This window comes from Micromonospora sp. NPDC049645, from assembly GCF_040675155.1.
Lineage (GTDB): Bacteria > Actinomycetota > Actinomycetes > Mycobacteriales > Micromonosporaceae > Micromonospora.
On the sequence record NZ_JBFAOI010000003.1, the window covers coordinates 58,871 to 81,882 of the forward strand.

At 73.2% G+C, this 23,012-nt stretch carries 25 protein-coding genes; 8 read left to right on the top strand and 17 right to left on the bottom strand.

What is annotated here, in order from left to right:
* The first annotated feature begins 15 nt into the window (after positions 1 to 15).
* The 3 genes from AB0J33_RS08745 to AB0J33_RS08755 all read left to right on the top strand — a co-directional run bounded on the left by AB0J33_RS08745 (position 16) and on the right by AB0J33_RS08755 (position 2,378).
* On the top strand, positions 16 to 1,197 hold the full coding sequence (locus AB0J33_RS08745; protein ID WP_363611465.1) for an ROK family protein: 1,182 nt from the start codon (positions 16 to 18) through the stop codon (positions 1,195 to 1,197).
* A gap of 19 nt (positions 1,198 to 1,216) precedes the next feature.
* On the top strand, positions 1,217 to 1,513 hold the full coding sequence (locus AB0J33_RS08750; protein WP_363611467.1) for a DUF1707 domain-containing protein: 297 nt from the start codon (positions 1,217 to 1,219) through the stop codon (positions 1,511 to 1,513).
* 124 nt (positions 1,514 to 1,637) lie between these two features.
* The gene (locus tag AB0J33_RS08755) at positions 1,638 to 2,378 is read left to right on the top strand and encodes a DUF4142 domain-containing protein (RefSeq protein ID WP_363611469.1); all 741 of its coding nucleotides are present in this window, start codon (positions 1,638 to 1,640) and stop codon (positions 2,376 to 2,378) included.
* A gap of 31 nt (positions 2,379 to 2,409) precedes the next feature.
* Here AB0J33_RS08755 and AB0J33_RS08760 read toward each other — a convergent pair whose 3' ends face one another.
* Genes AB0J33_RS08760 through tsaB form a run of 4 tightly spaced genes read right to left on the bottom strand, consistent with a single transcriptional unit; the run spans position 2,410 to position 4,874 of the window.
* Entirely contained in the window at positions 2,410 to 2,664 is a 255-nt protein-coding gene (locus AB0J33_RS08760) for a hypothetical protein (protein ID WP_363612354.1), read from the bottom strand.
* A 14-nt stretch (positions 2,665 to 2,678) separates the two neighbouring features.
* Positions 2,679 to 3,725, bottom strand: coding sequence for a tRNA (adenosine(37)-N6)-threonylcarbamoyltransferase complex transferase subunit TsaD (tsaD, locus tag AB0J33_RS08765; protein ID WP_363611471.1), 1,047 nt, complete (start codon positions 3,723 to 3,725; stop codon positions 2,679 to 2,681).
* Positions 3,718 to 4,200, bottom strand: coding sequence for a ribosomal protein S18-alanine N-acetyltransferase (rimI, locus tag AB0J33_RS08770; protein ID WP_363611473.1), 483 nt, complete (start codon positions 4,198 to 4,200; stop codon positions 3,718 to 3,720). Before rimI ends, tsaD begins: the two co-directional genes overlap by 8 nt.
* Positions 4,197 to 4,874 (bottom strand): tRNA (adenosine(37)-N6)-threonylcarbamoyltransferase complex dimerization subunit type 1 TsaB, encoded by a 678-nt coding sequence (gene tsaB, locus AB0J33_RS08775; RefSeq protein ID WP_363611475.1) that lies wholly within the window; start codon positions 4,872 to 4,874, stop codon positions 4,197 to 4,199. Before tsaB ends, rimI begins: the two co-directional genes overlap by 4 nt.
* A gap of 432 nt (positions 4,875 to 5,306) precedes the next feature.
* Here tsaB and AB0J33_RS08780 point away from each other — a divergent pair, with 432 nt between their 5' ends.
* Positions 5,307 to 6,011, top strand: coding sequence for a helix-turn-helix transcriptional regulator (locus AB0J33_RS08780; protein WP_363611477.1), 705 nt, complete (start codon positions 5,307 to 5,309; stop codon positions 6,009 to 6,011).
* 90 nt (positions 6,012 to 6,101) lie between these two features.
* On the opposite strand, the gene ung is transcribed toward AB0J33_RS08780, so the two are convergent.
* The 6 genes from ung to AB0J33_RS08810 form a co-directional block, all read right to left on the bottom strand.
* Positions 6,102 to 6,803 carry a uracil-DNA glycosylase gene (ung, locus tag AB0J33_RS08785; RefSeq protein ID WP_363611479.1) on the bottom strand — a complete coding sequence of 234 codons (702 nt, stop codon included), beginning with the start codon at positions 6,801 to 6,803 and terminating at the stop codon, positions 6,102 to 6,104.
* Between the two features lie 65 nt (positions 6,804 to 6,868).
* The gene (gene tsaE, locus AB0J33_RS08790; protein ID WP_363611482.1) at positions 6,869 to 7,351 is read right to left on the bottom strand and encodes a tRNA (adenosine(37)-N6)-threonylcarbamoyltransferase complex ATPase subunit type 1 TsaE; all 483 of its coding nucleotides are present in this window, start codon (positions 7,349 to 7,351) and stop codon (positions 6,869 to 6,871) included.
* Positions 7,348 to 8,451, bottom strand: a complete 1,104-nt coding sequence (locus AB0J33_RS08795) for an alpha/beta hydrolase (protein WP_363611484.1) — start codon at positions 8,449 to 8,451, stop codon at positions 7,348 to 7,350. Before AB0J33_RS08795 ends, tsaE begins: the two co-directional genes overlap by 4 nt.
* On the bottom strand, positions 8,448 to 9,566 hold the full coding sequence (alr, locus tag AB0J33_RS08800) for an alanine racemase (RefSeq protein WP_363611486.1): 1,119 nt from the start codon (positions 9,564 to 9,566) through the stop codon (positions 8,448 to 8,450). The genes AB0J33_RS08795 and alr overlap by 4 nt, the downstream gene beginning before the upstream one ends.
* A gap of 90 nt (positions 9,567 to 9,656) precedes the next feature.
* On the bottom strand, positions 9,657 to 11,126 hold the full coding sequence (locus AB0J33_RS08805; protein WP_363611488.1) for an NAD(P)H-hydrate dehydratase: 1,470 nt from the start codon (positions 11,124 to 11,126) through the stop codon (positions 9,657 to 9,659).
* A 55-nt stretch (positions 11,127 to 11,181) separates the two neighbouring features.
* Complete coding sequence (locus AB0J33_RS08810; protein ID WP_363611489.1) at positions 11,182 to 11,550, bottom strand: holo-ACP synthase; 369 nt, start codon at positions 11,548 to 11,550, stop codon at positions 11,182 to 11,184.
* A gap of 174 nt (positions 11,551 to 11,724) precedes the next feature.
* Here AB0J33_RS08810 and AB0J33_RS08815 point away from each other — a divergent pair, with 174 nt between their 5' ends.
* Both AB0J33_RS08815 and AB0J33_RS08820 read left to right on the top strand, forming a co-directional pair.
* Positions 11,725 to 12,021 carry a hypothetical protein gene (locus AB0J33_RS08815; protein WP_363611491.1) on the top strand — a complete coding sequence of 99 codons (297 nt, stop codon included), beginning with the start codon at positions 11,725 to 11,727 and terminating at the stop codon, positions 12,019 to 12,021.
* Positions 12,018 to 13,625 (top strand): alpha/beta hydrolase, encoded by a 1,608-nt coding sequence (locus AB0J33_RS08820; RefSeq protein WP_363611493.1) that lies wholly within the window; start codon positions 12,018 to 12,020, stop codon positions 13,623 to 13,625. The genes AB0J33_RS08815 and AB0J33_RS08820 overlap by 4 nt, the downstream gene beginning before the upstream one ends.
* Positions 13,626 to 13,644: 19 nt before the next feature.
* Here the strand turns inward: AB0J33_RS08820 and glmS are convergent, their stop codons facing one another.
* Positions 13,645 to 15,558: a glutamine--fructose-6-phosphate transaminase (isomerizing) gene (gene glmS / locus AB0J33_RS08825; protein ID WP_363611495.1), complete on the bottom strand. Its 1,914-nt coding sequence runs from the start codon at positions 15,556 to 15,558 to the stop codon at positions 13,645 to 13,647.
* Between the two features lie 849 nt (positions 15,559 to 16,407).
* Here glmS and AB0J33_RS08830 point away from each other — a divergent pair.
* Positions 16,408 to 16,905 (top strand): MmpS family transport accessory protein, encoded by a 498-nt coding sequence (locus AB0J33_RS08830; RefSeq protein WP_363611497.1) that lies wholly within the window; start codon positions 16,408 to 16,410, stop codon positions 16,903 to 16,905.
* Positions 16,906 to 16,944: 39 nt separating this feature from the next.
* Positions 16,945 to 18,141 (top strand): pyridoxal phosphate-dependent aminotransferase, encoded by a 1,197-nt coding sequence (locus AB0J33_RS08835; protein ID WP_363611499.1) that lies wholly within the window; start codon positions 16,945 to 16,947, stop codon positions 18,139 to 18,141.
* 72 nt (positions 18,142 to 18,213) lie between these two features.
* Here AB0J33_RS08835 and glmM read toward each other — a convergent pair whose 3' ends face one another.
* The 6 genes from glmM to AB0J33_RS08865 form a co-directional block, all read right to left on the bottom strand.
* Positions 18,214 to 19,569 (bottom strand): phosphoglucosamine mutase, encoded by a 1,356-nt coding sequence (gene glmM, locus AB0J33_RS08840; protein ID WP_363611501.1) that lies wholly within the window; start codon positions 19,567 to 19,569, stop codon positions 18,214 to 18,216.
* A gap of 120 nt (positions 19,570 to 19,689) precedes the next feature.
* On the bottom strand, positions 19,690 to 20,157 hold the full coding sequence (gene rpsI, locus AB0J33_RS08845) for a 30S ribosomal protein S9 (protein WP_278141680.1): 468 nt from the start codon (positions 20,155 to 20,157) through the stop codon (positions 19,690 to 19,692).
* A gap of 20 nt (positions 20,158 to 20,177) precedes the next feature.
* Complete coding sequence (gene rplM / locus AB0J33_RS08850; protein ID WP_007465158.1) at positions 20,178 to 20,621, bottom strand: 50S ribosomal protein L13; 444 nt, start codon at positions 20,619 to 20,621, stop codon at positions 20,178 to 20,180.
* A 209-nt stretch (positions 20,622 to 20,830) separates the two neighbouring features.
* Positions 20,831 to 22,213: a nitrate/nitrite transporter gene (locus AB0J33_RS08855; RefSeq protein ID WP_363611503.1), complete on the bottom strand. Its 1,383-nt coding sequence runs from the start codon at positions 22,211 to 22,213 to the stop codon at positions 20,831 to 20,833.
* 225 nt (positions 22,214 to 22,438) lie between these two features.
* On the bottom strand, positions 22,439 to 22,732 hold the full coding sequence (locus tag AB0J33_RS08860) for a hypothetical protein (protein WP_151488090.1): 294 nt from the start codon (positions 22,730 to 22,732) through the stop codon (positions 22,439 to 22,441).
* Complete coding sequence (locus AB0J33_RS08865; RefSeq protein ID WP_363611505.1) at positions 22,722 to 22,979, bottom strand: DUF6364 family protein; 258 nt, start codon at positions 22,977 to 22,979, stop codon at positions 22,722 to 22,724. Before AB0J33_RS08865 ends, AB0J33_RS08860 begins: the two co-directional genes overlap by 11 nt.
* Between the last annotated feature and the right edge of the window lie 33 nt (positions 22,980 to 23,012).

Here is a 23,012-nt window from a genome sequence, read left to right on the forward strand (position 1 = left end):
GGAGGTAGCACCACCATGCGCCCAGGACCCAGCCAGGACGACGTCCGACGGCAGAACCTCGGGGCCCTGCTGCGGCACGTGCACGTCCACGGGGCGACCACGCGTGCCGAACTGACCACCACGCTGGGCCTCAACCGCAGCACCATCGGCGCGCTCACCGCCGACCTGTCCGCAGTGGGGCTGGTCAGCGAAGGGGCACCGAAGGAAACCGGCCGGGCCGGACGACCGTCACTCGTCGTCCGGCCCGAGTCGGCCCGGGTCTACGCGTACGCGTACTCCGTGGAGGTGGACCGGCTGCGCGCCGCCCGGATCGGACTGGGCGGCGCGGTCCTGGACCGTCGGGACCTGGACCGACCGCGCGGCCTGCTGGCCGCGGACGCCGCGCCGCTGCTGGCCGGCGCGGTCAAGGAGATGCAGCAGACGGTTCCGGCCGACGCGATCTGCGTCGGTGCCGGCGTCGCGGTCTGCGGCATGGTCCGCCGGGACGACGGCCTGGTCCGGCTCGGCCCCACCACCGGTTGGGTGGACGAGCCGATCGGCGCGGCCCTCGCCGACGAGTTGGGCATCGGCGTGCCGATCACCGTGGGCAACGTGGCCGACGTGGCCGCGTTCGCCGAGCACGCACGGGGTGTGGCCGCGGGCTGCGACAACGTCCTCTACCTGTACGGCGACGTCGGCGTGGGCGCCGGCATCATCGCCGGTGGGCGCCGGCTCACCGGGCACGGTGGTTACGGCGGCGAGGTCGGCCACATGAAGGTGGTCCGTGACGGCAAGCCCTGCGAGTGCGGCTCCCGGGGTTGCTGGGAGACCGAGATCGGTGAGCACGGCATCCTGCGCGCGGCGGGACGCTCCGACGCCCGGGGCCGCGAGGCGCTGCTGGGGGTCTTCGACGCCGCCGACCGGGGAGACGCCCGGGCCCAGACGGCGGTACGCCAGGCCGGCGACTGGCTCGGCTTCGGGGTGGCCAACCTGGTGAACGTCTTCAACCCCGAGATGGTCATCTTCGGCGGAACGATGCGGGACCTCTACCTCGCGGCGGCGGCGCAGATCCGCAGCCGGCTCAACTCCAACGCGCTCGGCGCCTGCCTGGAGCACGTACGGCTGCGCACCCCCGGACTGGGTGCCGACGCGCCCCTCATCGGGGCCGCCGAACTGGCCTTCGAACGGCTCCTCGCCGACCCCCTCGACGTGGGCTGATCCGCGTACGCTGTCCGGCGTGGATGTCGAGCTGCGCGCCTCCGACGACGACCGCAACCGGGTGGTCGCCGCGCTGCACCAGCACACCGCGGCGGGCCGGCTGACGTTGGACGAGTTCTCCGATCGGGCGGGTGCGGTGTGGACGGCGCGCACCCTCGGCGACCTGGCCGCGCTGACCCGCGATCTGCCGGCCCTGCCCGACCCGATCGTCGACGTCGGCCCGGTCGGGCAGGGGCGTCGGGAGTTGCTGATGGTCTTCGCCGCCGCGGCGCTCACCCTGCTGCTGCTCGGCGGCCTGCTCGCCGCCACCCGCTGATCCGCGTGGCCGCGCGATGAACTGATCGCGCGATCAGTCCGTACCAGTGGGCGGACGGGCAACCGGGAGGTACGGCTGCCCGGTCCAGACGCGTTCCGGTCCGGACCGAGGAGGCACCACAGACATGGCACCGCTCAGATCCGCCCATCGACGACTGGGCACCCGGACCCACCGAGCGGCGATGCTGCTCATCGCGGTCATCGCGGGGGTCGGTGTCCTGCCCGGTGTGGCCGTCGCCGCGCCCGCCGGTGGTCAGCAACTCAACGCCGCCGACATGACGTTGCTCAACGGGGTGCGGTTGGCCGGGCTGTGGGAGATGCCGGCCGGTCAGATGGCCGCCGAGAAGGGCCAGTCGGCGAAGGTCCGGGAGATCGGCGCCGGCATCGCCAACGAGCACCAGCGGCTCGACCAGCTGGTCGTTGACGCGGCCAACAAGCTCGGCACGGCCATCCCGAGCGAGCCGACCGCCGAGCAGAAGGGCTGGCTGTCGGAGATGCAGAACGCCTCCGGCGCCCGGTTCGACCAGATCTTCGTCACCCGGCTCCGGGTCGCCCACGGCAAGATCTTCCCGGTGATCGGCGCGGTGCGGGCCAGCACACGCGACGCCACCGTCCGCAAGCTCTGCGACGACGCCAACGGCTTCGTCATGCACCACATGCAGATGCTGGAGAGCACCGGGTTGGTGCGCTGGCCGGAGCTGCCGCCGGCCGCGCTGCCCGCCCCCGGCAAGGACGGGCTGCTGGCCGCCGCCGGAGCGAACGCCGGCCCCCAGCCCGGAGTCAGCAGTACCGTCGTCTGGCTGGTCTTCCTCGCCGCGCTGGGCACCGGCGGAATCGCCACCTACCGGATGCTGCGCCGCAGCTGACCGTCGGCGGTGCGCTCGTTGGTGGCTCGTGTCACCTGTCGACCTGGGTGAAATCCCAGGAGTGCGGGGCACGGGCCACCAACAGGGCCGGCGGGTCCGGTAGCGAGCGCGGGTTGCTGCGCCACTTGGAGATGACCACCACGCGGTGGTCGGTGGAGGAGAAGACCTCGCTGGAGACGTACAGCGGGTCGTGCTCCAACTCGGGCAGTGCGGTGTCGCACACCCAGGTGATCAGGTCGGCGACGCCGTACGCCTCGGCGCGCGCCTCCCACATCCGCACGATCATGTCTGCCGCCTCCGTCACACGCTGACCGTGGTCAGCGGCAGTGCTGAGTCGGCCGGCAGGTCCAGGCGGCTGGGCGCGACCCCGGCGGCGACCAGGTGCGAACCGAGCGCGGCCACCATCGCGCCGTTGTCGGTGCACAGCTTCGGCCGGGGCACCCGGACCTGGATGCCGTACTTCTCGGCCCGCTGCTCGGCCAGCGCCCGCAGCCGCGAGTTCGCCGCCACTCCCCCGCCGATCACCAGGGTCTCGATGCCCTGCGCGCGGCAGGCGGCGAGCGCCTTGTTGGTCAGCACGTCACAGACCGCCTCCTGGAAGGACGCGGCCACGTCGGCCACCGGCACCGACTCGCCGGCACGCTGGCGGGCCTCGACCCACCGGGCCACCGCCGTCTTCAGCCCGGAGAAGGAGAAGTCGTACCGGTGGGCGGCGAGATCCTTCGCGGCGGTCAGTCCGCGGGGGAAGGCGATCGCCTCGGCGTCGCCGGAACGCGCCTCCCGGTCGATGGGCGGCCCTCCCGGGAACGGCAACCCGAGTAGCCGGGCGACCTTGTCGAACGCCTCCCCGGCCGCGTCGTCGATGGTGGCGCCCAGCGGGGTGACGCCCCGGGCCAGGTCATCGACGAGCAGGAGGGACGAGTGACCGCCGGACACCAGGAGCGCGATGGCGGGTTCGGGCAGCGGGCCGTGCTCGAGGGTGTCCACCGCGACGTGGGCGGCGAGGTGGTTGACGCCGTAGACGGGCTTCTCGGCGGCGAGTGCGTACCCCTTGGCGGCGGCGACGCCGACCAGTAGCGCGCCGGCCAGCCCAGGCCCGGAGGTGACCGCGATCGCGTCGATGTCGGCCAGCGTGACGCCGGCCTCGGTCAGCGCCCGGTCCATGGTCGGCACGATGGCCTCCAGGTGGGCCCGGCTGGCCACCTCCGGCACCACGCCCCCGAACCGGGCGTGCTCCTCCACGCTGGAGGCGAGCGCGTCGGCCAGCAGGGTGTGCCCCCGCACGATGCCGACGCCGGTCTCGTCGCAGGAGGTCTCGATACCCAGGATCAGTGGTTCGTCAGCCATGGTCGTGTGGTCCGTCCCCGGTCGGCTCGGCGTCGCGCCGCATGACCAGCGCGTCGGTGTTGCTCGGTTGGTAGTAGCCGCGCCGCACCCCGACCGGCTCGAACCCGTACGTCGCGTAGAGCCGCTGGGCTGCCGCGTTGTCCACGGCGACCTCCAGCAGGGTGGTGCGGGCGTCGCGCCGGGCCGCCTCGGCGAGCAACTCCTCCAGCAGCGCGCGGCCTACGCCACGCCGCTGGGCGTCCCGGCGGACGGCGATGTTCTGCACCCACACCTCGTCCGGCGGGGCGCCGGCGAGCCCGGCGTAGCCGAGCACGGAACCGTCCACGTCGACGGCGACCCGGTAATGGTGCCCGTTGGCCAGTTCGCTCCAGAACATGGCCGGCGACCACTTTTCCGCGCCGAAGAGGTCCGCCTCGATGGGCAGCACGTCGTCGATGTGCCACCAGCGGAACGGTTCGAGCCGTACCGCCGTCATGGCAGGACCGGTTTGCGGCCGGCCGCGGCCACCGCGTCCGGGCGGCGCAGGTAGAGCGGGGTGAGCCTCTCACTGGGCGCGCCCGCCCGGATCCGCTCGGCGGCGAGCAGCGCCAGCACGGTGGCGTCCGGGTAGCGCGGCTCGACCCGAACCGGCAGATCCAGGACCTCCGCGTACCGGTGTGCCCCGTCGCCGACCGCGATCGTCGCGCCCAGCTCGCGGGCGCGCGCGGCGGCCACCGCCGGTGCGGACACCTCGGGCCCGACGATCCGCTGACCGGCAGCGTCGTAGACGGCCCAGTAGAGCTCCTTGCGCCGGGCGTCGCTGGCGGCCAACACCGGCTCGCCGGACGTCGCCGGATAGCCGATGGCGTCCAGCGAACAGACGCCGTACGTGGGGATGCCGAGCACCTGCCCCATGGTCGCGGCGGTGACCAGGCCGACCCGCAGCCCGGTGAACGGCCCCGGGCCGAGCCCGGCGACGATGGCGGTCAGGTCGCGCGGGCGCGCGTCGGCGTCGGCGAGGACCGCGTCCACCTGGGGCGCGAGCAGCTCACCGTGCGCGCGGGCATCGACGGTGCACCGGTGCGCCCGGGGCGCCACGCCGTCCGCCGAGACCTCCACCAGCGCTGCGGTGACCGCGGGGGTCGAGCTGTCCACCACGAGTACGAGCACGGTAAGCCAGCCTAGCCGCCCCGCTCCGCGCCCCGGTCACGCCCTGCCCCACCCCGCCGGACGGGTCCGACCCATCGGCACGGTCTGATCTCCCCGGCACGGTCCAAGCCACCGGGCACGGACCGGCCCACCCGGCACAGACCGGCCCACCCGGCACGGACCGGTCCACCGGCACCACTCGGCCGAGGGGATCGGCCACATCCGCGGTTGAGCGATATACCTGTGGGTCATAAATATGACTCACAGGTATGCCGCTCATCAGGAGATGGCCCCGGTCGCCGGTGGCACGTCGCTCTGCGAGCGAGGACCAGGCGGAGTTCGCCGTACGGCGGGACAAGGTCGACGCGGTCGGTGGAACGGGGCGAAGGTCGTCCAGTCGTGAATCCGCCTCAGCGGTTTCCACCGCCGGCCGGCCTGGTCCACCATCCCGAGATGCCATCCACTCGTCTCGTCGGTCTCATCGGCACTGCGATTCGTCAGCAGCGGCAGTCACGCGAGTTGAGCCAGTGCGAGCTGGCCGAGTTGGCCGGGATCAGCCAGGCGACGGTCGCCCGGATCGAGGGCGGCGATCGAGCGCCCAGCATCGCCGTGCTGGAACGGGTGCTCGCCGCCATGGACGTGCAGCTGGTCATCGGCGTCGAGCCGTTGGACGCGCACCTCGACGCCCGGATCGACGACCTGGCCGCCCAGCCGATCGCCGAGCGGATCGACGGGCTTGGCCTGGATGAGCTGCTGGATCGGCTCCCGGACGTCCCGCAGGTGCTCACCGGCAGCACCGCCGCGCTGTTGCAGGGAGCGCCGGTGCCGGTCGACGCGCTGGAGATCGCCCTGCGCTGGCGGGACGCCAAACCGTTCACCCGGTGGCTGGAAGCGAACTACGGCCAGCGGTGGAACGCCCGCTGGGGTGAGTTCGGCGGGGTGTGGTTGGAGCCCGAGGAGCCGGGCGAGCACCGGTGGTCGACCCGGTACGGGGAGATCAGGGCCACGATGTGCGACGAACTGCCCGAGACGGTCGAGGTGCGCCACGGTGGGCGGAGTTACCAGGTGGTGCCGCTCGTCGAGCTGGAACTGCGCGAGCCACGCGCCGCCGAGCTGTTGCGCCGCTACCGGAACCGGCAGCTGACCAGCGGCAACTGAGCCAGCGCCGACCGCGCCACCGAAGGCCGCGCCGGCCACGGCAGCGGCAGCGTAGCGGCAACCGCCGCGGCAGGGCGTCGACGAGCAGGCTCAGCCGGCGGTGCGTTCCCAGTCGATGGTGGGCAGGCCGGCGTCGGCGAGCGCCTTGTTGGCGGCGCTGAACGGGCGGCTGCCGAGGAAACCGCGCGGGTTCATCGGGCTGGGGTGACCGGCCTCCAGCACCACGTGCTGCGGGTTGGTGACCAGCGCAGCCTTCTTGCGGGCGTAGCCACCCCAGAGCAGGAAGACCACCCGCTGCGGTGCCGCGTCCAGGGCGCGGATGGTCGCGTCGGTGAACTGTTCCCAGCCCGCGTTGGCGTGCGAGCCCGGGGTGGCCTGGCGCACGGTCAGCACCGCGTTGAGCAGCAGCACGCCCTGGGCGGCCCAGCCGTCGAGGTTGCCGCTGCGCGGCTTGGGAACGCCCACGTCCTCGCCCAGCTCCTTGAAGACGTTGCGCAACGACGGCGGCACCGTCACGCCGTCGCGGACGCTGAAGCTCAACCCGTGTGCCTGCCCGGCCCGGTGGTAAGGATCCTGACCGAGGATCAACACCCGGGTGTCCTGCGGCGGGCAGAGCCGGTAAGCCGAGAACAGATCCTCCAGCGGCGGGAAGACGGTCTGCGTCGCGTATTCCCGGGCGACGAACTCGGCCAGCGCGGCGGTGCGTGCCGGGTCGAGGTGCGGGGTGAGCACGGCACGCCACTGCTCCGGCAGCAGAGCCAGCAGATCCAGGGCGGGGGTGTCGTCGGGCATCAGGAACCTCTCACAGCGCGGGTCGGTCCCCCGCACTCTAGGCATCGGGTACGACAGCGACCGGCCTAGCCCAGGTCGGCGAGCCGCCGGGCCCAGTCGCCACCGATCGGGTCCAGTTCGACGATGCGGGTGTCGTCGTCCCGGCGGTCGATGCGGACCCGCAGGTGGGTGTCCACCAACTGCTCGACCAGGCCCTCGCCCCACTCCACCACGGTCACCGAGTCGTCCACCGACGCGTCGAGGTCGAGGTCGTCGATCTCGGCGCGCGGGTCGGTGGCGTTCCCCAACCGGTACGCGTCGGCGTGCACGAGCGCCACCCGATCGCCTCGGGCCGGATCGGGACGGTGCACCCGGGCGATCACGAAGGTCGGCGAGGTGATGTCCCCGAGGACACCGAGCCCGGCGCCGATGCCCTGGGTCAGCGCGGTCTTGCCGGCACCCAACGGTCCGGTCAACAGCACCAGGTCGCCGGCGCGCAGCAACCCGGCCAGCCGCCGGCCGAAGTCCCGGGTGTCCTCGACGGTCGGCAGCTTGACGACGTGACTCACCGTTCCTCCACGCTCTGCAATGACTCCAGGAACCGCGCCAGGGCGGCGTTGACCTCGTCCGCGTGTTCCAACATCACCACGTGACCGCTGTCCTTGATCTTGACGAACTCGGCGTGCGGCAACCGACGGACGATCTCCTCGGAGTGGGTCACCGGAGTGATCATGTCCTTGTCGCCGACCACCACCAGCACCGGAGTCGCCGCCAGCGCCGCCAGCGCCGGAAAACGCGAGTGGGTGGCCAGGGTCCGCAGGTAGCGGGTCACCGTGTCGGCCGACGTGCGGGAGTTCATCGTCTCCACGTAGGACACCAGTGACGGGCTGGGCTTGCGGGTGCCGAAGCCGTACTTGCGGGTCAGCAGCCAGGCCACGTTCGACGTCGACTTGCGGGCCTTGTCGATCACCGGGCCGCCGTACCGGGTGGCGTTGCTGACCATGTACAGCACCGGGCCACCGACCCGGCCGAGCAACGCGGGTGCGACCAGCTTGGTCTCCGCGATGAGCCCGCCCGACGTGGCCATCAGAACGGTGCCGACCACCCGGTCACCGAACAGCTCCGGGAACAGCTCGGCGAACGCCATGATGGTCATTCCGCCCATCGAGTGACCGACCAGCACCAGCGGGCCGGCCGGGGCGGTCCGGTCGATCACCTGGCGCAGCGTCCGGCCCAGCACCGTGAGGTCGTACTCCCCGGTCTCCAACCGGCCGGACCGACCGTGGCCGGGCTGGTCGTACGCCACGATCCGGTAGTCACCCCGGGCGGCCAGCATCTGGCGCTGGAAGTGGAACGTCCCCATGTCCAGGCAGAAGCCGTGCACCAGCACCACCGTCGGGCGCCCCGGCACCGGCCGGGTCGGCTCGACCACCTCGACGTGGATGTCCGTACCGTCCGGCAACTCCAGGCGGAACGCCTCGTCGTACCGCTGCTCGTCGAACGTCTCGCGCGCGTAGCGGTCGGCCGGGTCGGCCTTGAGCCGGCGGACCAGGGTGCGTTCGGTCGCGACCCCGGCCGCCAGGCCCGCCGCGGCCACCCCCACCGCCGCGCCGACGATCCCCGCGACCCGGCCTGCGGCCGTGCGGGGACGCGGAATGCGGTAACTCATGGTTTCTCGCCGTCGTAGACCCTGGGCACCCGCGTGCCGCCGAACCGGGTGACGATCTCGTAGTTGATCGTGCCCACGGCCTCGGCCCAGTCGTCCGCGGTCGGCTCACCGTCGGCACCGCTGCCGAACAGCGTCGCCACGTCACCGTCGGCCACCGGGTCGTCGCCGCAGTCGAGCACGAACTGGTCCATGCAGACCCGCCCCGAGATCGTCCGGCGTACGCCGCCGAGCTGCACCGGCCCGGTGTTGGACGCGTGCCGGGGAACCCCGTCGGCGTACCCGAGCGGCACCACGGCCAGGTTCGCGTCGGCTTCCGTCGTGTAGGCGTGCCCGTAGGAGACCCCGGTGCCGGCGGGCACCCGCTTGGTGAGCATCACCCGGGCGCGGGCGGTCATCGCCGGTCGCAGTCCGTACGTCTCGCCGGCCACCGGGGAGAGCCCGTAGATGGCCAGACCCGGGCGGACCAGGTCGAAGTGGGTGTCCGGGCGGGTGAGGGTGGCCGCCGAGTTGGCGAGGTGCCGCCAGCGCGGACGCAACCCGGCCCGCTCGACCATGGCCAGCCCCTCGTGGAAGACGGCCAGTTGACGGTCGGTGGTGGGGTGGCCGGGCGAGTCGGCGTACACGAAGTGGCTCCACACGCCGACCACCTCGACCAGGCCGTCGGCCTGCGCCTTGGCAGCGGCGTCCAGCAGCGCGGGCCAGTCGGCGACGGTCGCGCCGCCCCGGGACAACCCCGTGTCGATCTTGAGGTGCAGGCGGGCGGGACGCCCGGCGAGGCGACTCGCCTCGATCATCTCGTCCAGCTGGGCGAGGCTGGCCGCGCCCAGGTCCACCCCGGCGCTGACCCCCTCGTGCAGCGGCAACCCGGGCGCGAGCAGCCAGGCCAGCACCGGCACGGTCACCCCGCCCCGCCGCAGGGCGAGCGCCTCGTCGAGGGTGCAGACACCGAGCCAGTCCGCACCGGCGTCGAGCGCCGCGCGGGCGGCCGGAAGCATGCCGTGGCCGTACCCGTCGGCCTTCACCACCGCCATCAGCTCGGCGGTCGTACCGGAGCGGAGCCTGCTCACGTTCTCGCGGATCGCGTCGAGATCGACGCGTACCTCGGCCTGCCACATGTGCCCAGCCTACTTTCCGCTGTGATCACCGCGGGCGGCGACGCACGTCCCGGAGCGGTGATCCGGTCACCGTGCCCGCAACGGACCCGTTCAGCCCAGCCGGGCCAGCACCGGACGCAACGCGGTCACCACGTCCGGCGCGGTCACCGGCCCGCCCCGCGCCGCCTCCCGCCCGGCGAGCCCGTGCAGGTACGCGGCCGAGGCCGCCGCCCGGTCCGCGGGCAGCCCGGCCGCCAGCAGCGAGCCGAGCAGCCCGGCCAGCACGTCGCCGGTGCCGCCGGTGGCCAACGCCGGGGTGCCGGTCGGGTTGACGTACGCCCGGCCGTCCGGCGTGCCAATCACCGTGCGGTCGCCCTTGAGCAGCACCACCGCGTTCATCCAGGCGGCCAGCCGCAGCGCGGCGGCGACCCGGTCGGCGCCCGGCTCCTCCCCGCAGAGGCGGGTGAACTCCCGGTCGTGCGGGGTGACCACGATCGGCGCGTCCCGACCCCGCAGCCGGTCGGCGAGCGAGCCGTCCACAAGCAGGGTCAGCGCGTCGGCGTCGAGCACCACCGGCACCGGAGCGGCCAGTACGGCGCGCAGCTCGGCCGCCGCGTCGGCGCCGGTGCCCAGCCCGGAGCCGCAGACCCAGGCCTGCACCCGGCCCGCGTCGGCGACCCGCCCGCTGGCGATGACCGAGGGGTGCTGGTGCAGCACCTCGGCGCGCGCGCCGCCGGCGTAGCGGACCAGACCGGTCGGCCCGGCCAGGGCGCCGCCCACGGAGAGCACCGCCGCGCCGGGGTAGGTCGTCGAGCCGGTCGACACCCCCACCACCCCCCGGGTGTACTTCTCCGACGCCGGGCCCAGCCGGGGCCACCAGTCGACCACGTCGGACCACTCGGTGACCCGCAGCGCCGGGGTGCCGCGCAGCCACGGCCGCAGCCCGATGTCGACCAGCTCGACCTGCCCGGCCAGCGCGGCGGCCGGCCCGACCACCAGGGCGGGCTTCAGCGCGCCGAAGGCCACCGTCACGTCGGCGCGGACCGCGGTGGGCCGGCCGGAAGCGGACAGCGGCACGTGGCCGGTGTCCACCGCGACCCCGCTGGGCACGTCGACCGCCAGCACGGTGGCCCGCTCACCGTCGCGCCCGCGCAACTCGCCGAGGCGCTGGACCAACTCGTCCGCGCTCGCTCGCAGCCCACCGGTGCCGCCGATGCCGACGATGCCGTCGAGGACCAGGTCGACCGGGCCGGCCGGGCCCGGCACCAACTGGCCGCCGGCGGCTCGCAACGCGGCCAGGCCGGCGGCGTGCGCCCGCCCGGGGGTGAGCAGCACGGCGGACACCTGGACACCCCGGCGGGCCAGCCGCTCCCCCGCGTACAGCGCGTCGCCGCCGTTGTCGCCCGAGCCGACCAGCAGCAGCACCCGGCCGCCGTAGACCCCGCCCCGCTCGTCGAGCAGAAGCGCGGCGCGGCGAGCCAGGCCGGCGGCGGCCCGCTGCATCAGCGTCCCCTCCGGCAGCGTGCCCATCAACCCCGCCTCGGCCGCGCGTACGTCGGCCACCCGCCACACCGCTCTCATGCCACCGTGTCCCAATCCGTTCGCGGGCCGGCCCGATCGGCCCTCCCGGCCGACGTCATCGTTCCGCGACCACCATCGCCGAGGCGATCCCGCCGTCGTGCGACAACGAGAGATGCCAGTGGTTGACCCCGTGCGCCTCGGCCACCGCCGCGACCGTGCCCGAGACGGCCAACCAGGGGCGGCCGTCCGGGTCGGGCACGATCTCGCAGTCGTGCCAGTGCAGCCCGGCCGGGGCGCCGAGCGCCTTGGCCACGGCCTCCTTCGCGGCGAATCGCGCGGCCAGCGACTCCGGGGAGCGCGGGTTGCCGGCACCGGTCTGCCGTTCGGCATCGGTGAAGAGCCGGTCGGCGAGCAGCGGCGTCCGTGCCAGGGCCCGGGCGAACCGGTCGACCAGGACGACGTCGATGCCGACAGCGACGATCACCACACCACCCTACCGGCGGTCGAGGCCGCAGATTAACCGTCGGGCTCGCGCTGGGCAACGTCTGTGGACACCCGGGGGTACGCCTCGACGTCGGCTGTCCACAGGGCACCGCGCGGCCTGCGGTACGCGCCTAGCGTCAGCGCGTCGATGCCGATCGTCCATGGGGGTGTGGTCATGACCGACGAGCCGTTCGCCGTCCGGCCGGAGGAGTTGCGGGCGGTCGCCGTCCTGCTCGACGACGAGGCACACGGGTTGGCGTCGGGCCTCGCGGGGCTGCCCGCTCTGCTGGTGGCGGCGCCCGGGTGGCGAGCCGGCGCGGCCCTGGCCGGGTTGGAGGCGGCCGGGCACGCCTGGTTCTGCCGGCTGGGCGCAGCGGTGGCGGCGACCTCCGGCGGGGTCCGGGCGGCGGCCGAGGCGTACGAGACGGTGGACGACCGGGCCGCCGCCCGGTTCGCCGCGTTGCCCCGGTGAGCGGCGTCGGCTACCGGCAGCTGTGGGCTGCCGATCCGGGCGGTTGGCGGGCCGCCGGGGTGGCGTGGGCGGGGTTGACCGAGCCGGTCGACCGGCGGGTGGCCGGCCTACGTTCGGCCGGCGGGCGGTTGCGGGGCGACTGGTCGGGGGCGGCGGCCACGGCGGCGGACACCCGGCTCGCCGGTCTGCGTGCCGAGCTGACCTCGGTCGCACCCGCGCTGATCGAGGTCGACCAGGTGCTCGCCGAGTTGGCCGGTCGGCTGACCGTGGCGAAGGCACGGCTCGCCGAGGGGGTCGCCCAGGCCGAGGCAGCCGGCCTGCGGGTCGACCGTTCGGGCGGTGTGCACGCCGATCCCGCCCGGGTTCGGCCCACCGACCGGGCCGGGGTGGCGGCGGCCGGCGTGGCAGCGGCCGGGGTGGCCGCGATCCTGCGGGACGCGCTCGACCGGGCCGCTGCGGCGGACCGGGTCGCGGCCGACCGGTTGGACGACCTGGCCCGAGCTGCCGGCACCGGGTGGGCGTCTCCGCCTCCGCCGGGCCGACCCACCTCCGGCGCCGCGCCGATGCTGGTCCACGCCTGGTGGTCTGGGTTGACCCCGGCGCAGCGCCGGTGGCTGATCGGGCGCGAGCCGGCCCTCGTCGGCCGACTGGACGGGGTGCCGGTGGCCGCCCGCGACCAGGCCAACCGGCTACGGCTCGGGGTCTGGCGGGAGGAGTTGCTTGCCGAGCGGCGACGGTTGCTGGCCCGGGTGCCGCCGGGGCCGCTCGCGTCGATCCGGCTGCGCGGGGTGGCCGGGCGGTTGACCGGGCTGGACGCGCTGATCGGGCGGTTGACGGCCGACGGGGTGCCGAGGGCGTACCTGCTCGGGTTGGATCCGGCCGGTGAGGGCCGGGCGGTGGTGACGCTCGGCGACCCGGACCACGCCGATCGGGTGCTGACCTACGTGCCGGGGATGACCGCCGGCCTGGACGACGCCCACAGCGAGCTGGGCAGGGCGGCCCGGGTGCTGGACCGGTGCGCCGCGCTCGCCCCGGGTGAGCGCAGCGCGGCGGTGCTCTGGCTGGACTACGACGCTCCGGATCTGCTGACCGAGGCCGCCTCGGCGGGCCAGGCCCGGGATGCCGGCCCGGCGCTGCACCGCTTCCAGGAGGGGCTGCGCGTCAGCCACGACGGGTCACCGGCACGGCAGACCGTGCTCGGGCACAGCTACGGGTCGCTGGTGGTGGGGGTGGCGGCCCGGGAGCACGGCCTGGCCGCCGACGCGCTGGTGTTCGTCGGTTCGCCCGGTGTCGGCGCGTCGCACGCCGGCGAGCTGGGCGTGCCACCCGGGGAGGTCTGGGCGAGCAGCGCCCCCGACGACGTGATCCGGGCGGCCCGTCCGGCGGAGGAGTTGGGGCGACGGGCTCTGCTGGGTGCGGCGCCGCTGGCCGCCGTGCTGAGCTGGCCCGACCGGACGGGGCATGAGCTGTGGTTCGGGCACGACCCGGCGGATCCCGGCTTCGGCGGCCGGGTCTTCGGCAGTGGCCGAGGTGGGCACACCGGCTACTGGGACCCGGGCAATCCCGCGCTGGACGGGATGGCCCGGGTCGTGTTGGGCCGCTGAGGTCGGGGCGGGTGACGCCCTACTCGACGGTGACCGACTTGGCCAGGTTGCGGGGCTGGTCCACGTCGTGCCCCCGGGCGGCGGCGATCTCGGCGGCGAGCACCTGCAACGGCACGGTGGTGACGAGCGGGGCCAGCAGCGTCGGCGTCCTCGGCACGTAGATCAGGTGGTCGGCGTAGCGGACGACGGCCTCGTCGCCCTCCTCCGCGATCACGATGGTCCGCGCGCCGCGCGCCCGGACCTCCTGGATGTTGGAGACGACCTTGTCGTGCAGCATGCCCCGGCCGACCGGCGAGGGCACCACACAGATCACCGGGGTGCCCCTGTCGATCAGGGCGATCGGGCCGTGCTTCAGCTCACCGGCCGCGAAGCCCTCGGCGTGCATGTACGCCAACTCCTTGAGCTTCAGCGCGCCCTCCAGGGCCACCGGGTAGCCGACGTGCCGGCCGATGAACAGCACGGTCGGCTCGGACTTCAGATCCCGGGCCAGCTCGCGGACGGGCTCGATCCGGTCGAGCAGCTCGCGCAGCTTGCCGGGGATCTCCTGCAACTGCGCGACCACCGCGCCCACCTCGTCGGCGAACTTGATCCCGCGTACCTGGGCCAGGTGCAGACCGATCAGGTAGCAGGCGACGACCTGGGTGAGGAACGCCTTGGTGGAGGCGACGGCGATCTCCGGGCCGCCGTGGGTGTAGAGCACGGCGTCGGACTCGCGGGGGATGGTCGAGCCGTTGGTGTTGCAGACCGCCAGCACCCGGGCCTTCTGCTCCTTGGCGTGGCGCAGCGCCATCAGGGTGTCCATCGTTTCGCCGGACTGCGAGATCACCACGATCAGCGTGGACCGGTCGAGCACCGGGTCGCGGTAGCGGAACTCGCTGGCCAGCTCCACCTCGCACGGGATCCGGGTCCAGTGCTCGATGGCGTACTTGGCGACCATGCCGGCGTGGTACGCCGTGCCGCAGGCCACGATGAAGATCTTGTCGACGTCGCGCAGATCCTGGTCGCTGAGGCGGACCTCGTCGAGGGCGATCTCGCCGCTCTCGGTGAGCCGGCCGAGCAGCGTGTCCGCGATGGCCTGCGGCTGCTCCTCGATCTCCTTGAGCATGAACCAGTCGTAGCCGCCCTTTTCCGCGGCCGAGGAGTCCCAGTCGATGTGGAAGTCCTTGCCGGCGGCGGGCTGGCCCTCGAAGTCGGTGATCTCGATGCTGTCACCGGTGATCAGCACGATCTGGTCCTGGCCCAGCTCGACCGCTTCGCGGGTGTGCTCGATGAACGCGGCAACGTCGCTGGCCAGGTAGTTTTCCCCGTCGCCCCGGCCCACCACGAGTGGCGAGTTGCGCCGGGCGCCGACCACCGCGCCGGGCACGGCGGCGTCCACCGCGAGCAGGGTGAACGCGCCCTCCAGTCGCTGGCAGACCACGCGCATGCCGGCGGCGAGCAGCTGCGGGCTGTCCGGCTGGCCGGCGGCGCGCAGGTCGGCCAGCGCGGCGGCGAGCAGGTGTGCGGCGCACTCGGTGTCGGTGTCGCTGGTGAACTGGACGCCGTCGGCCTCCAGCTCGGCGCGGAGCTTGGCGAAGTTCTCGATGATGCCGTTGTGGATCACGGCGACGCGCCCGTCGGGGGCGACGTGTGGGTGGGCGTTGCGGTCGGTCGGACCGCCGTGGGTGGCCCACCGGGTGTGCCCGATGCCGGTGGTGCCGTCGCCGATGCCGATCGGGCTGGCGGCGCAGGAGGTGGGGTCGTCGGCGGCCCGCTCGGACAGCACCTTCTCCAGGTTGGCCAGCTTGCCGGCCTTCTTCTCGGTCAGCAGCTGGTCGTCGCAGACGATCGCGACGCCTGCCGAGTCGTAGCCGCGGTATTCCAGCCGCCGCAGCCCGTCGAGGACGATGCCGAGTGCGGGGCGCGCGCCCGCGTATCCCACGATTCCACACATGGCCCGCAGCCTAACCCAGTTTCACTCACGGTGGGTGCTCGAAAGTCGGGTTATCAATCACGGAATCTGAGCGATCAGCACCTGGACGGCCACAACGGGACGAGCGTCACAGGCCGCTGACCGCCAGCCCGCGACGACGGGGTTGCGGCGCGCCTTCGGGTACGACAGTCTCTCGGCGGGTTCGGCGCGGCCGTCCTCGGTTCGTTCGTCCCATACCCACTCCCGCCCGGAGCAGCCATGTCCGACGCGCCCCCGCCCGATCCGTCCCCCGCTCCCCCACCGGAGCCGCCAGCCGGCGGCGCGTCGGGGCCGTCAGCCGAGCCGTCCTCGCCTGCTGCGGGCGCACCCGCGGCGGATCCGACGGCACCGCCCTCCTCGATCCCGTTCCCGGCACCCGACCCGCTGGCCCCGGGCCAGCCGTGGGCGCCGCAGGCACCGTGGGCACCAGCGCCCTGGACGCCGTCTCCGCCGGCCGCGCCGTGGACGCCGCCCCCGCCCGCGACCCAGTGGACGCCCCACCCGCCCGCAGCGCCATGGACGCCCGAAACCCCGACGACCCCGACGACCCCGTGGCCGCCGGCCGCACCCGACGCCGCCGGCCCGACGCCCCCCGGACCGCCCGGTTGGCCCACGTCGACCGCGACGCCCCCGGCGGGCTGGCCCGGCGGACCGCCGCCTGCGGGGTGGCCCACCCCGGTCGGACCGCCGACCGCCGGGTGGTCACCGTCAGCCGGGTGGCCGCCGCCCGGCTATCCGCCGCCGTGGGCGCACCCCGGTCAACCGCCGTCCAGCGGCGGGCCGGCCACGCCCACCGGCCGCACCGTCGGGATCGTCGTCGCGGTCCTCGTGGTGCTCGTTCTTGCCGTCTGCGGCTGCCTCTGCGTCGGCGGCCTGCTGCTCGACGAGGCCGGCTCGGATCCGGTCGCCGAGCAGCCGTGGGTCATACCCGACGACGATGGTTGGACCGAACCGACCGCCGGGCCGCTGATCCCCGAGCGACCCAGCGTGGCGCCGCCCACGGTGTCTCCCACCCCCAGCAAGAAGCCGATCACTCGACCGACGTCCGGGCCGGCCCCGGTGACGGTGGTCTACGAGCTGACCGGGTCGGGCGTGGTCGACCTCGCGTACTTCGACGCCGAGAGCGACCTCATCCACGTCGACGGCCAGAAACTGCCCTGGCGCACCTCCATCCGCACCAACGGCAAGAGCCGGGTCATGGTGGAGGCCAGATGGGCCGACGACGAGGGTCAGCGACCACTCGACTGCGTCGTCACGGTCACCGGTGCGGGCAAACCGGCCGTCAACAAGGCCCGGGGGTACTGGGCGACCAGTTGCGCGCCCGAGTGAGGCTGGGGTTCCGGCGGGGGCACCCGTAGGCTGGCGCAGGTGACGACGAGCACCGATGTCGACCCGCTGGTGGCCCGGATGCGGCCGTTCGGCACGACGATCTTCGCCGAGATGTCCGCCCTCGCCGTCCGCACCGGCGCGGTCAACCTGGGCCAGGGCTTCCCGGACACCGACGGCCCGCCGGAGATGCTGGCCGCCGCCGCCGAGGCGCTGCGCAGCGGGCAGAACCAGTACCCGCCCGGTCCGGGGATCCCCGCCCTGCGCGCGGCGGTGGCGGCTCATCAGCGGCGGTTCCACGACCTGGCGTACGACCCGGACAGCGAGATCGTGATCACCGCGGGCGCGACCGAGGCGGTCGCGGCGAGCATCCTCGCCCTGTGCGAACCGGGCGACGAGGTGGTCTGCTTCGAGCCGTACTACGACTCGTACGCCGCCTCGATCGCACTGGCCGGCGCGGTGCGCCGGCCGGTGACGCTGCGTCCCACGGCCGACGGCCGGTACGCGTTCGACCCGGCGGCGCTGCGTGCGGCGTTCGGCCCGCGCACCCGGCTGGTGCTGTTGAACTCACCGCACAATCCGACCGGCAAGGTCTTCACGCCGGCCGAGCTGGCGCTGGTCGCCGAGTTGTGCCAGGAGTTCGGCGCGTACGCGGTCACCGACGAGGTGTACGAGCACCTGGTCTTCACCGACGCGGCGAGCCCACACGTGTCGCTGGCCAGCCTGCCCGGGATGTGGGAGCGGACGCTGCGCATCTCGTCGGCCGGCAAGACGTTCTCGTGCACGGGGTGGAAGATCGGCTGGGCGAGCGGCCCGGCGGCGCTGGTCTCGGCGGTGCTCCGGGTGAAGCAGTTCCTCACCTACGTCAACGCGGCGCCGCTGCAACCGGCGGTGGCCGTGGCGCTGGCCCTGCCGGACGACTACTACACCGGTTTCCGGGACAGCCTCCAGCAGCGGCGTGACCAGCTCGCCGGTGGGCTCACCGACGCCGGGTTCGAGGTGCTCACCTCGGAGGGGACGTACTTCGTCACCGCCGACATCACGGCTCTCGGCGGCCGGGACGGGGTGGAGTTCTGCCTGTCGCTGCCGGAACGCTGCGGCGTGGTGGCGGTGCCCACCCAGGTCTTCTACGACGACACCGACGCCGGCCGGCGGCTGATCCGCTTCGCCTTCTGCAAACGCCCCGAGGTGCTGACCGAGGCGGTCACCCGGCTGCGCGCCCTGACCCCGAGCCGCTGACTTCGACCCGGCACCCCAGGGGGCTGTGGAGCTGATGCCGCGAACGGTTCAGCTCCACAGCGTCCAACCGACCTAGACGACGGGGCTCGCGGTGCGGACCAGCTCGGCGATCCGCTCGGCGACCGCACGGGCCGTCGCCTCGGTGGCCGCCTCGACCATCACCCGGACCAGCGGCTCGGTGCCCGACGGGCGCAGCAGCACCCGGCCGGTCTCGCCCAGCTCCGCCTCGGCCCGCTCGACCTCGGCGCGTACGGCTGGCGCGGCGGCGCCAACGGTCCGGTCGCCGACCGGCACGTTGATCAGCACCTGGGGCAGCTTGGTGACCACCGAGGCCAGCTCGGCGAGGGACTTGCCGGTGGCCGCCATCCGAGCCATCAGGTGCAGGCCGGTGAGCACGCCGTCGCCGGTGGTGGCGTGGGCGGGCATGACGATGTGGCCGCTCTGCTCACCGCCGAGCGCCAGCCCGGAGGCGCGCAGCTCCTCCAGCACGTACCGGTCGCCGACCTTGGTCTCGATCAGGCGGATGCCCTGCGCGGACATGGCGAGCCGCAGACCGAGGTTGCTCATCACGGTGGCCACCAGGGTGTCCTGGGTGAGCGTGCCGGCGTCCCGCATGGCCAGCGCGAGGATCGCCATGACCTGGTCGCCGTCCACCTCGTCGCCGTCGGCGGTGACCGCCAGGCAGCGGTCGGCGTCGCCGTCGTGGGCGATGCCGAGGTGGGCGCCGTGCTCGACCACGGCGGCGCGCAAGGCCTCGATGTGGTTGGAGCCGCAGTCGTCGTTGATGTTGAGCCCGTCGGGCTCGGCGTGGATGGCGATGACCTCCGCGCCGGCCTCCCGGTAGGCGACGGGCGCGACCTCGGCGGCGGCGCCGTTGGCGCAGTCGACCACGACCTTGATCCCGTCGAGCCGGTGCCCAACGGTGCCCACCAGGTGCTGCACGTAGTGGTCGGCACCGTCGAGCAGGTCGTGCACCCGGCCGACGCCGGCGCCGATCGGCCGGTCCCAGGCGGTGGTGGCGTTCGTCTCGACAGCCGCCTCGATCCGCATCTCGATCTCGTCGGGCAGCTTGTGCCCGCCGGCGGCGAAGAGCTTGATGCCGTTGTCCGGCATCGGGTTGTGCGACGCGGAGAGCATCACACCGAGGTCGGCCTTGGCTTCGGCGGTGAGGAACGCCACCGCGGGGGTGGGCAGCACGCCGACCCGCACCACGTTGGCGCCCGCGCTGGTCAGACCGGCGACCACTGCGGCTTCCAACATCTCGCCGCTGGCGCGGGTGTCCCGGCCGACGACGGCGAGCGGCGGATGGCTACGGTCCGTCTCGGCGAGTGTGTGGGCCGCGGCCACCGCGAGCGCCAGCGCCAACTCCGGGGTGAGATCCGCGTTCGCCCGCCCGCGTACGCCGTCCGTGCCGAACAACCGACCCATACCCGCCAACCTCCGAATGAGCACTGCCAGTGAGGAGAAAGCGGAACGGCCGACCCACCTCCCCCCGCAGAGGGGGAGGCGGACCGGCCGTCCGTCAGAAGTACAACGCGCTGGAGAAGATCAGCGCTTCGAGTACTGGGGAGCCTTACGGGCCTTCTTGAGGCCGTACTTCTTGCTCTCCTTGACCCGGGCGTCCCGGGTGAGGAAGCCGGCCTTCTTCAGAGCCGGACGGTCGTCGGGCTCGTTGACGATCAGCGCCCGGGCGATGGCCAGCCGCAGCGCACCGGCCTGGCCGGTGGTGCCGCCGCCACGCAGGTTGGCGATGACGTCGAACGCCTCGGGCTTCTCGGCGGTGACCAGCGGGTCCTTGATGAGCTGCTGGTGCACCTTGCTCGGGAAGTACGCCTCGAGGTCGCGACCGTTGCAGGTGATCTTGCCGGTGCCCGGAACGATACGGACCCGGACGATGGCCTCCTTGCGCCGACCCACGGTCTGGATCGGGCGGTCACCACGCGGCGCGCGGGCGACGGGCGCCGGTGCCTCGGTGACCTCGGGGGCGACCTCGGTCTCGGTGGTGATGTCGGTCATGCTGCTTCCTTCGCCCGCGCTCACTGCGCGATCTGCTTGATCTCGAACGGCACCGGCTGCTGCGCGAGGTGCGGGTGCTCGGCACCGGCGTAGACCTTCAGCTTCTTGATCAGCTGACGGCCGAGCTTGTTGTGCGGGAGCATCCCCTTCACAGCCAGCTCGATGGCCCGCTCGGGGCGCTTGGTCAGCAGCTCGTCGTAGCCGACCTGCTTCAGGCCACCCGGGTAACCGGAGTGGCGGTAAGCGACCTTGGTCTGGCGCTTGTTGCCGGTCAGCGCAACCTTGCCCGCGTTCACGATGACGACGAAGTCGCCCGTGTCGACGTGCGGCGCGAAAGTCGGCTTGTGCTTACCACGCAGCAACGTGGCGGCGTGGGTGGCCAGGCGGCCCAGCACGACATCAGAGGCGTCGATGACGTGCCACTGACGCTCGATCTCACCCGGCTTCGGGCTGTACGTACGCACAGGTCTACCTTGTCTCGTCGTCGGTCTGGGGTCGCGCGCCGAGGTGACCAGATCTTGCAGGCCGGACCAGCGCGCACGAACGACCAAGCGTACCTGATGGGGCACGCCTCTGGATGTCGTACAACAGCAGGCAACGATACCCGGCGCCCCGTCCGCAGGTCAAAACGGGGGTGCGGTGCCGAGCCGCGACGCGCCGGGCGTGGCTCAGCTCACACGTTGGCGAGCCGATCCGCCCTCGGCCGACGGTAGACCGCCCAGGTGACCGCGAAACACAACGCATACCAGCCGATGAAGGCCAGGTAGGCGGCGTCGGCGTTGCCCGAGCTGAGGAACGACTGACGGAACGCGATGTTGACCAGCACCCCACCGGAGGCGCCGATCGCACCCGCGATGCCGATCAACGCGCCGGTCATCCGTCGCGCCCACCGCGCGGCGGCCTCCGGATCACGCTGACCCGTGGCCACCGCGTGCGCCGCCCGGGCCCGGAAGATCGCCGGGATCATCTTGTAGGTGGAGCCGTTGCCGATGCCGGAGAAGACGAAGAGGGCGAGGAACCCGGCCAGGTAGAGCCCGAACGAGCGCTCCCGCGCCGCGTACAGCACGGTGCCCGCGCCGGCCGCCATCGCCACGAAGTTCCAGAAGGTCACCCGGGCCCCGCCCAACCGGTCGGCGAGGTGCCCGCCCAGCGGCCGGATCAGCGAGCCGACCAGCGGGCCGAGGAAGGTCAGCCAGGCCGCGTCGACCGGGGTGGGGAACCGCTCGGCGAACTGGAGCTGGAGCACCTGACCGAAGGCGAAGCCGAAGCCGATGAACGAGCCGAAGGTGCCGATGTACAGCAGCGACATCGCCCAGGTGTGCGGATCGCGGGCCGCCTCCCGCAACGCGCCCGGCTCGTTGCGCGCCCCGGGCACGGTGTCCAACCAGCGGGCCGCCGCCAGCGCGGCCAGCACGATCAGCGGCAGGTAGACCGCCGGCACCAACCGGGGGTACGCGGCGCCGGCGGTGGCCAGGACCGCCAGGCCGACCAGCTGCACCGCGGGTACGCCCAGGTTGCCGCCACCGGCGTTGAGCCCGAGCGCCCGCCCCTTGAGCCGCTGGGGGTAGAACAGGTTGATGTTCGCCATCGAGGAGGCGAAGTTGCCGCCGCCGACCCCGGTGAGGCAGGCGAGCACCATCAGGGTGGAGTAGGACACCCCGGGTTCCAGTAGCACCGTCATCGGCACTGCGGGCACCAGCAACAGCAGTGCGCTGACGATCGTCCAGCGTCGTCCGCCGAAACGGGCCACCGCCAGCGTGTACGGCAGTCGCAACACCGCGCCCAGTGCGGCGGGCACGGCGGTGAGCAGGAACTTTCCGGCCGGATCGATGCCGTACGCGGGGCCGAGGAAGAGCACGGTGACCGACCAGAGGCTCCACACCGAGAAGCCGACGTGCTCCGCGAAGATCGAGACCCAGAGGTTGCGGCGGGCGATCGGAGCGCCGGTTGCCTGCCAGAAGGCCGGGTCCTCGGGGCGCCAGTCGGTCAGCGGCTGTCGGCGACCGGTGACGGCAGGTGGCTCGGCGGTGACTGCGGTGCTGGTGAGCGTGCTCACGGCGGCTCCTCCTCGTCGATGTGACGAGGAGAGACGCTAGGAACGCCCGGTTACCTCGCAGTGCCCGGCGCGGGTCGGGCCGGAAACGGGGACCGCACCACGGGCCGGCGGCGATGGTGAGCGCGCGCCCCCCGGCCCGAGCTGCTGTCGCGGCCAGAGCTGCTGTCGCCGTCAGAGCTGCTGTCGCCGTCAGAGCTGCTGTCGCGGTCAGAGCTGCTGTCGCGGTCAGAGCTGCTGGAGTATGCGCAGCGCGCGGCCGACGCGGAGCATCGTGTCGGTGTCGGCGACGTCCACGCAGTCGGTGAACCACTTCTTCATGGGTGAGGAGATCCGGTCGGGCATCACCACGTACCGGCCCATCGACACGGCGAGCGGCGAGTCCCGCAGCAGCGACTCCTCGACCACCTCGACCACAATCACGATGGGCACGTCGGTGGAGTTGTAGACGTCCGAGCTGATCACGAGGCCGAGGCGTTCCCGGGCGCCCTCGATGCGCCAGACCTCGCCCCTACGCAGCACGCCGCCGTCCGTTGGAGAACAGGTCGTTGACCATGCCCACCTCGCGGGCGTCGGCGAGGGCGGCGGACTCCAGATCCAGGCTGGCCCGGCCCACGGCGGCGGCGTGCGCGGTGAAGACCTCGCGCAGCGCCTTCTCCCGGGCGGCCTGGTCCATCCACGCGGAGAGCGACAGCCCCTCACGCTTGGCGAACCGCCGCGCCTCCTCGATCGTCTCGTCGGTGAACGAGAGAGTCACCTTGGCAGTCATGCCGAGGAGACTACCCACTGGTGTGACCACCAG

Excerpts from the sequence above, each read along its gene's own strand:
- rpsI (WP_278141680.1), bottom strand. The coding sequence starts at position 20,157 with ATGACCGACATCACCACCGAGACCGAGGTCGCCCCCGAGGTCACCGAG.
- AB0J33_RS08755 (WP_363611469.1), top strand. The coding sequence starts at position 1,638 with ATGGCACCGCTCAGATCCGCCCATCGACGACTGGGCACCCGGACCCAC.
- glmS (WP_363611495.1), bottom strand. The coding sequence starts at position 15,558 with ATGTGTGGAATCGTGGGATACGCGGGCGCGCGCCCCGCACTCGGCATC.
- rimI (WP_363611473.1), bottom strand. The coding sequence starts at position 4,200 with ATGACGGCGGTACGGCTCGAACCGTTCCGCTGGTGGCACATCGACGAC.
- AB0J33_RS08805 (WP_363611488.1), bottom strand. The coding sequence starts at position 11,126 with ATGAGAGCGGTGTGGCGGGTGGCCGACGTACGCGCGGCCGAGGCGGGG.
- AB0J33_RS08745 (WP_363611465.1), top strand. The coding sequence starts at position 16 with ATGCGCCCAGGACCCAGCCAGGACGACGTCCGACGGCAGAACCTCGGG.
- AB0J33_RS08780 (WP_363611477.1), top strand. The coding sequence starts at position 5,307 with ATGCCATCCACTCGTCTCGTCGGTCTCATCGGCACTGCGATTCGTCAG.
- AB0J33_RS08795 (WP_363611484.1), bottom strand. The coding sequence starts at position 8,451 with ATGAGTTACCGCATTCCGCGTCCCCGCACGGCCGCAGGCCGGGTCGCG.
- glmM (WP_363611501.1), bottom strand. The coding sequence starts at position 19,569 with ATGGGTCGGTTGTTCGGCACGGACGGCGTACGCGGGCGGGCGAACGCG.
- alr (WP_363611486.1), bottom strand. The coding sequence starts at position 9,566 with ATGTGGCAGGCCGAGGTACGCGTCGATCTCGACGCGATCCGCGAGAAC.
- AB0J33_RS08815 (WP_363611491.1), top strand. The coding sequence starts at position 11,725 with ATGACCGACGAGCCGTTCGCCGTCCGGCCGGAGGAGTTGCGGGCGGTC.
- AB0J33_RS08760 (WP_363612354.1), bottom strand. The coding sequence starts at position 2,664 with ATGATCGTGCGGATGTGGGAGGCGCGCGCCGAGGCGTACGGCGTCGCC.
- AB0J33_RS08865 (WP_363611505.1), bottom strand. The coding sequence starts at position 22,979 with ATGACTGCCAAGGTGACTCTCTCGTTCACCGACGAGACGATCGAGGAG.
- ung (WP_363611479.1), bottom strand. The coding sequence starts at position 6,803 with ATGCCCGACGACACCCCCGCCCTGGATCTGCTGGCTCTGCTGCCGGAG.
- tsaD (WP_363611471.1), bottom strand. The coding sequence starts at position 3,725 with ATGGCTGACGAACCACTGATCCTGGGTATCGAGACCTCCTGCGACGAG.